This is a genomic window from Methylomonas defluvii, from assembly GCF_033949435.1.
In the GTDB taxonomy this organism is placed as follows: domain Bacteria; phylum Pseudomonadota; class Gammaproteobacteria; order Methylococcales; family Methylomonadaceae; genus Methylomonas; species Methylomonas defluvii.
Genome location: NZ_JAXARY010000048.1, coordinates 1 through 7,410, shown reverse-complemented (window position 1 = coordinate 7,410; position 7,410 = coordinate 1). Strand labels below are relative to the sequence as shown.

Below are 7,410 nucleotides of genomic sequence, written 5' to 3'. Positions count from 1 at the left end.
GGCATATTATATCTAAAATCTCAGGGTTAGCTTTTTATTGGTCCCGGCTTTTAGCGGTCAGTTTTTAATTAGCTAATGCTTATATGTCGTCAAATTGTAGACTCGCTCCCACTGGGCCAAACTGATTCGCTTTGTCGACCATGGCGCTTGGCCCATCGATAACAATCTCTGCGAAAATGCCATTCGCCCCTTCGTGGTGGGCCGCCGCAACTGGTTGTTTTGCGACACAGTGGCCGGCGCCCAGGCCAGCGCTAATCTCTACTCGCTGATCGAAACCTGCAAGGCTAACAGCATCGAACCTTACACCTATCTGGTGGAGTTGTTCCGTCAACTGCCTTTGGCAAAAGCCGTCGAAGACTTCGAAGCTTTGCTTCCCTGGCGTCTCATCAACCCAACAGCCTAACCAAACTCGTACAGCTTTGTAGAAAAATTCAATTGCGTGGTTTAAAGGGCGCTTACGTAGTTTCAACGTCACGCTTCGAGAGAACGGCGTAAATCCTTGATGAGACGGTAAAGGTGCAACGGGTCTGTCGGTGCGGGGACAAAGCCAAACCGCTCGTAGAACTGTTTGGCAGAGGCGTCCTTGGCGTGAACAGCGAAAGCACGAATACCGCCAATGTCGGCAGCCTGCAACGTGCGTAGCATCGCATCTTTTAACAGGCCGGACCCAATCTTGCGGCCTTGCCAGGCGGTGCTCACAGCCAGCCGCGCTAACAACATGACGGGAACAGGGTGACGGGCTAAGCCTTTGGTCAAGCGCTCCGGCGCATCGCCAAAGGCGACTTCGCTCACAACCAGGCTGTAGAAGCCTATAACTTCCTGACCATGCAGGCCTATATAAGTTTGCGAAGCGTTGGCTTGCTGGTTGCCGAGGGCATAGCGAATAAGAAAACGGTCAAGCTCTTCGCGTCCACAGGTAAAGCTATCAAGGGGATGATCGCGCCGTAGCTTCTCAATCCGAAAACCCGTCATTCGGCCATCGGCAGATCAAAAGGGCTCGGCTCACGAAACAAGCGTTGGATCTGGGGTACAATTTGCGGCGGCGCATCGAGCGCGGCCATGAAATGCTCCCATTGCTCGGCATTGAGTTCAAAGCGTTGTCGCTTGGTAAGCGTTTCAGCGGCGCGTGCCAAGGCACTCGCCAATACAAACTGACTGACGGAGCAATGGGCTGCCTGGGCTGCCGCGTTCAAGGTTTGCTTTGCTTCAGGCGATAATCGTAGGTCAAGTTTGGTGGTGCGTGTCGATTGAGTAGCCATAATATCTCCCATAGGCAGAGAAGCGCAGTATAGCCGTCAGACGTTGTCATGACAATAGTTACCAAAGCTAATTCACTAGGCCTGAAAACGCCAGATGCTCCCGGTGACGAGCTGCCCATTATGGCGTCGGTGATAAACCCCGTTATCATTAGAATGGCAAAGTAAGTCCCAATCCACACATTGGCACGTTGGACTGCCCTGCTGATGGCCCATAAGAGATGAAATACTAGCGCTGTGGCGTTAAATCATCTCCATGCGTAGGCGTTTTTTCGATGATTTCAAGCCATTCCTTCCTCATAGTATCCGGAGAGACCACCCTGCCCTACTCCTTGATTAGCGACCAATCATCAAATAAACCGAGAGTCACAAACATTTGATAATAGAGGGCGTGTTAAAATGTGATACAAAACATCGCAGCAATTTGTTTAAATGGGCCCTAACCATTCTGCGATTGCTATGTAGCGTGTTCGCTGCGAACCAAACGATAACGAGATCTACATCCTGGTTTTCCGCCATCAAAAAGATGTCGGCTATTGAGATTCTCACAATTCTGATCGTGGCAATATAATTGATTTCATCACTTCGACCATTTGTACTTGCGTATCTTCAATTCTAGCAAGGGTAGCCCGTATAACATTGTCACCAAACTGCGCAGTTCGCGCGTCATTTGTTAACCATAACTTCAACAATCCTCCTAAACGACCAAGATCGCCATTGATTTGAGCAAGCTTGATGACTTTTTGATTGTCAACGATGCTTTTCGGAGCATAGCCAAGGCCAAGCGATCTCAAATAGGCAGACGTACTATGTTCTGTTTGCCGCGCATTCGCCTCGATTGCCGCTTTCTCGTCTGGAGTAACCCACACATATATCGGGGTACTTCCCTTCCTCGTCGCCTTCTTCTCTGTCATGTTCCCCTCTGATGTTCAACTATCGGCGGTAGCCGATTGACCTCGTAGAGCAGGATTCCCATTGAGTGCATAGCGCGAATAAAGGGAGTGAAGTACATGTGGCGGCCTCGCCGGTACATGTACTTCACATATCCTGCCCCGATGTTTCAGTCACATTGTTATCAACAGTTGTCAATTTTTAGTCACTAACTCATCAAACATAAGTCAACTTTCGATCAATTTTAAATCAACTTTTGTCAAAAATAACCTCACCTACGCCATGTCCGGGAACCGTCATGACCTAATTGTCGACATTGAAACCTCGCAAGCCACCGGTGCCCGAAATTGAACCGCCCCGGAAATCTCGGAGGCCTTAGGTTGTGAGTCATGCTGCCTTAGCAGGCTCAGTTAGTTGCTGATAATACCCAGCCTCGGCTTCGCGATTCTTCCAGGATTGTTTATGAATCCGCTCAGCTTTATACAAACCATTGATGGTTTCGGCCAAGGTATTGTCATAAGAGTCACCCACACTGCCCACTGAAGCTTCACGCTGACCTCGGCTAACTCCTGATTGGCTTGGCGGGCCGCATGCCTGCATGCCGGTAATACGTCGACGGGGCAATCGGCAATACCTTGCAGATCGGCTCGACCCCATAGACGATGCAATGGTCGTCAATGAACGCTTTCATCGTTTGAACGGGCGCTTGTGCCCTGTGGGTAGTCGAGCTCCGCCTGTGCAAAATATGCAAAGGCGTTACGCAGAATATCGTTGGCCTGCCGCAATTCCGGGTTTTCTCGCTCCATCGCCTTGATCCGTTCCGGTTCGCTGCTGGCCGGCGTTTTCAACTTTACGGTGGCTGTTTGCGACAGCCTCAGCCAGTGACGTAACGTCTCAGCCGTACAGCCAAACTTGCCTGAAATCTCTTGAATTGCTGCCCATTCCGACGGGTAATCGCCTTGATGTTCTTGCACCATGCGAACGGCTCGTTCTCGGATTTCTGATGAATAGTGTTTTGTAGTTTTCTCTTTCAGAGCTCCATCATCTCAATTGTTGGCGCCTCCGAGAAATTCTGGCGGTTCAGATTTTGGAAGATGTCGATCAATGCTCAAAATATTGACATTTAAAAAAATGTGTAGCAAGTTGCTACACTTTTTTTTGTAACCATAGCTCGAACTCTTTTTGATCAAATTCTGGTGTGATTTTCTTTTTCAGCCACGGCATAAACGTTAGCTGTGTCACTTTGTCGACGAACTTACCTTTGTCCCTATCGAAGTTTGTTTGCGTAAGCGATACTGCTTCAGCAGACATCAAAAATTGATCTTTTAATTCGATTAAATCATTGAATGAAAGATTCTGTGATGCTTCTTTGAATTTAAGCTTCCGGAATTCTTCTAACTGCTTCTTATTGTCCGACTCAACTTTTCGTCGAACAGACTCTTCCCGTTCTGACTTTTTTTTGTTGGTCTTATAGAGCGGTTCTTCCAGCTCGGCTTTAGATTCGATGAGCCTGCGGATGTAACCTGCGGTATTACCTTTGATATTACCCTTGGCGTCCATCAATTCTGTGTAATCCACCGCCTTTGCTGCCAACTCGGGTTCCTCTATCATCCACGACAAGGCTAATCGTTCGCCGATCCCGTGTTCCCGAAGTCTTTTAAAAAGTTCGTTTCCTTTTAGTTCTTCTATAACATTATCGGTGTTATTGGCCTTAGCATCGCGATCAATAAGAACCTGCTGTGAACTAGCAGTAATCAGAAACCGCAAAGCCACTACCTTACGGCTCTCTTTTTTGTACTCAACCTTCAGTCTAATGTCCGAGACCTGGTTAATCTCATCCATGGCTTTTTTGATCACAAAGCTAGACAAGCGTTTAAACTCATGATATGTCTCTGAGTTCGCCCCCATGACTTTTCGAAAAGTGTCTAAGCTCCACCATCCGGTCGAGCCTACTTTAATGAATCGAACACAATTTTCGTATAGAGTGAGCGCGTAATTACTCTTGAATTGCTTTTGAACGGATAGATTTATAACAGCAAAGATTTCCGGCTTGTAGAATTTGGCGGCTAAGTCTTTTGCATATGAATATCGGCAATATCCATCTGCGATTTTTGCAGAACTCAATAAGGTCATTGCTTCCCATACTTCCCCACCGTCACCCATGAGATTAAATTCAATCACCGTGGACATCAGCCCTTTTAAAGTGGATTTCAACCCTTCGACGTTGTTGCTGTCTTCCCAACCCAACATTGCGAACAGGTGCTTGGTGGGAATGGTATGAACGTCCTTGAACAGCAATTCTTCGTATGAATTGAGCAGTAGGATGTTTGATAGCTTTCTTTCAACCAACGAAAGCTCTCCGCTGCAATGAATCGCGGCAGCATGTTTCTTTAAGTTTGGCGAAGATAGTTCGTTCATAAGGACATAGTATAACGTTTTATATACTATGTCTTTTGTTTTTATGCGCTGTCATGGTGTATCTATTAGCGCTTCCCCAAAACTATGTCCTGTCAAAGCCAAATGACTTTTTGTAATCGAGCATCTAATCCTTCGCGTAAAAAAAATAGCATTATATCAATAGGTTGAGAATGTCTTTTCTACATGCGAATGAAGGCATATAAGCGTTTATGGGCACCCCCAATTTTATGCCCTTTAATCCCCAAAACTATGTCTTTTGACACCTAACTTTATGTCCTCTAGTCCCCAATTCTATGTCCGTATTCCCCAATCTTATGTCCTATTTCAGTTGTAAGCCTTGCCTACCGTGGTTTACAAAAAACTAAACAAATATAAACAAGATAAAACAAGATAAAACAACAACAGGGGAATCCCTCTTTACGTTGTTGTTGTTTTATTTAGTTGATTGATAATATTAATCGACTATACTGGACACATAAATAATTTACATCGAACACAATATGACGGAAAAACCAACATATGTCATCTCTGTTGCCAATCACAAAGGTGGCTGTGGGAAAACAACAACTGTCGTTAATCTATCGGCAGAATTAGCCAAAATGGGATTATCGGTATTGGTGATTGATCTCGATCCTCAAGCCAATGCCAGTTTGCATATTGGTAAAAAGCATCCCAGTGAAGTAACTGTCACCTGTGCTGAACTGTTAGTTTCTGAAGTTGAGAAATTACCACTCGCTATTCATAGCAACACGAACATCGAAGGTGTGTCATTGATTTACGGATCATTAGCGCTAGGTAAGACTGAAGATGAATTGAAAGATCATGCTCCAAGGCCATCAGAAGAATTAAGAGAGAAGATCAAACCTTTAATCGGCATCTATGATGTGATCTTGCTGGATTGCCCGCCTAGTTTGAAGTTGCTGACAAGCAATGCCTTGGCCGCTTCCACTCACTTTATAGTTCCGGTTGAGAGCGGATCGCAGTACGGTATGTATGGTGTGACGGACCTAATGAAGTTAGTTGAGAAAATCCATAGAATCAATCCAGGCCTTGAACTAATAGGTGCATTACTCATTAGACATGATGAACGCCAAACCGTGTGCAAGTTGATCGAAGCTTCAGCAAAAGAACAAATTGGTAAACTTATCGATGTTCGAATTCCCACTAGCACGAAGGTCAATCAATCGGCCATTACACAACAAAGTCTTCATGCTTTGGACAGAACAGCCAAAGTTTCACGCGAGTTCAGGCATTTGGCTGAAACTATAGTTAAACTATTGAAAATAGAGATAGGGAATAATTAAGCGTGGCGAAAAACACAACAAAAATGCTGGAAGAAAGGCTAAAGCAAAATCTGCAAAAGCATGTCGAATCGCACCAAACAGCCGAGTTTTCAGAAGGTCGTGAGTACATCCTTGTTCAGGTACACACTATCGAGCCGAACCCGTATCAGCCGAGAAGAATCTTTCCAGAAGATGAGCTGCAAAAGTTAGCAACATCTATCGCAGAAGTAGGACTTTTGGAGCCAATTCTTCTTCGAAAGGTAGAAGATCGCTACCAAATCGCCGCTGGTGAAAGAAGGTGGAGAGCGCACAAGTTATTGAATAAACCCACTATCGGTGCGATTGTCACATCAATTTCAGACAGCGATATGGCCGTCTTTGCTCTGGCGGAAAATGTTGATAGGGAAGATCTAAGTGACTATGAAATTGGCATAGCCATAAGACAGATAGAAAATTTGTTCCCGACTAAAAAGAAATTAGCAGAGTCGTTGGGCATGAATAGAGAAGATATGTACCGCTACTTTTCGTTTGATGATCTTCCAGAATTTATCAGGAATGATCTGAACAACAACCCGAGATTGTTATCACGATCCGCCGCAAGTGATATACGTAGGATAGGGCAGAACAACGAGACACCACTCTATGACACCCTCTTGGCTGAAGCATGGGGGCTTCTCTTGAACGGTGACTTAGAGCAAACCAAGATAGCAGGGTACATCATCCGCAAGCTCAAAGCGGAAGAAGAGGGTAATAAGGATTGCCATATACAGAGTACTCATAATTTGATCAAGGACGGTAAGAAAGTTGGATATATCTCTTGGGCGGGGAAACACATGACAATCAAGTTGAACACAGCCGCGCTCGATGAGAAGAAAGAGAAGAAACTTCAGGCGTTTTTAGAAAACTTGATGGATGCCGAAGTGTCAGAAGTGTAGCAACTTGCTACACAAAGCTCCAGATATCGAATTTTGTCTGATTAACGTCCAAAATTCTGTCCAACAACAGCTATGATCTTGCCGACGATTCACAGACACCCCGCTAAGAGAGTAATCTCTCAGAACGAGGAGTCCTATGAAAAACCACAATCAATAACCCGCCATCGATCATGCAGGTATGCGAAAAATGATCGATTATCTGGCCAAGCTTAAATCAAGATTGCCATGCTTGGAAATCGAAGCCACTGATGCCGATCAGGATCGTGACGAACACATGGCCAGTCGCTTAGAGAAATTCCAAAGCGATAAGCCGATACTCGTTCTTCTGGGTGGGCTGCACACATTAAAAAAAGTTAAGTGGACTGTCAAAAGCGGAGAACCATTTGTTGCCGAGATTTTGGTCAACCATGGCTTTCGAGTTAGCTCCTACCCGCAACGTTGGCTACCTGAGAGGTGCGAGAACGGACAGGGCAGGTCAAGCCGATACGTTAATGCTGACGATCCGAAAGCCTTAACAATTCTGAATGAATCACTGATGTCGCTGATCAACGCCAAGCGTCATCGATCAACGAAGGATGTCATCGACGGTTTTGTGGTTTGGGAATGTAATAGTTAGTTGTATTGCCC

General features: G+C 45.5%; 8 protein-coding genes, 2 pseudogenes and 1 other annotated feature. Of the genes and pseudogenes, 4 read left to right on the top strand and 6 right to left on the bottom strand.

The genetic code is table 11. The annotated features are described in order from the left end of the window. Positions 1 to 106: 106 nt before the first annotated feature. Positions 107 to 403 (top strand): annotated as a pseudogene (locus QLH52_RS24345) (IS66 family transposase); the annotation flags it as partial. 68 nt (positions 404 to 471) lie between these two features. Here the strand turns inward: QLH52_RS24345 and QLH52_RS24340 are convergent. The 6 genes and pseudogenes from QLH52_RS24340 to QLH52_RS24320 all read right to left on the bottom strand — a co-directional run bounded on the left by QLH52_RS24340 (position 472) and on the right by QLH52_RS24320 (position 4,565). Continuing rightward, positions 472 to 972, bottom strand: a complete 501-nt coding sequence (locus tag QLH52_RS24340; RefSeq protein WP_313731127.1) for a GNAT family N-acetyltransferase — start codon at positions 970 to 972, stop codon at positions 472 to 474. Then, a complete protein-coding gene (locus tag QLH52_RS24335) occupies positions 969 to 1,259 on the bottom strand; it encodes a type II toxin-antitoxin system TacA family antitoxin (RefSeq protein WP_313731125.1) in 291 nt (96 codons plus the stop codon). The genes QLH52_RS24340 and QLH52_RS24335 overlap by 4 nt, the downstream gene beginning before the upstream one ends. A 542-nt stretch (positions 1,260 to 1,801) precedes the next feature. Then, on the bottom strand, positions 1,802 to 2,170 hold the full coding sequence (traJ, locus tag QLH52_RS24330) for a conjugal transfer transcriptional regulator TraJ (protein ID WP_313731124.1): 369 nt from the start codon (positions 2,168 to 2,170) through the stop codon (positions 1,802 to 1,804). Positions 2,171 to 2,534: 364 nt separating this feature from the next. Next, entirely contained in the window at positions 2,535 to 2,678 is a 144-nt protein-coding gene (locus tag QLH52_RS24690; protein WP_425258027.1) for a hypothetical protein, read from the bottom strand. Positions 2,679 to 2,715: 37 nt separating this feature from the next. Next, positions 2,716 to 3,124 (bottom strand): annotated as a pseudogene (locus QLH52_RS24325) (IS3 family transposase); the annotation flags it as partial. Beyond that, positions 2,764 to 2,897: a sequence feature (AL1L pseudoknot), on the bottom strand. Its footprint overlaps the pseudogene before it by 134 nt. 169 nt (positions 3,125 to 3,293) lie before the next feature. After that, on the bottom strand, positions 3,294 to 4,565 hold the full coding sequence (locus QLH52_RS24320) for a replication initiation protein (RefSeq protein ID WP_313731122.1): 1,272 nt from the start codon (positions 4,563 to 4,565) through the stop codon (positions 3,294 to 3,296). Between the two features lie 500 nt (positions 4,566 to 5,065). Here QLH52_RS24320 and QLH52_RS24315 point away from each other — a divergent pair, with 500 nt between their 5' ends. The 3 genes from QLH52_RS24315 to QLH52_RS24305 all read left to right on the top strand — a co-directional run bounded on the left by QLH52_RS24315 (position 5,066) and on the right by QLH52_RS24305 (position 7,399). Continuing rightward, on the top strand, positions 5,066 to 5,869 hold the full coding sequence (locus tag QLH52_RS24315; protein ID WP_313731121.1) for a ParA family protein: 804 nt from the start codon (positions 5,066 to 5,068) through the stop codon (positions 5,867 to 5,869). 2 nt (positions 5,870 to 5,871) lie between these two features. Further along, entirely contained in the window at positions 5,872 to 6,783 is a 912-nt protein-coding gene (locus QLH52_RS24310) for a ParB/RepB/Spo0J family partition protein (RefSeq protein WP_313731120.1), read from the top strand. Between the two features lie 187 nt (positions 6,784 to 6,970). Then, entirely contained in the window at positions 6,971 to 7,399 is a 429-nt protein-coding gene (locus QLH52_RS24305; RefSeq protein ID WP_313731119.1) for a hypothetical protein, read from the top strand. Positions 7,400 to 7,410: the final 11 nt, after the last annotated feature.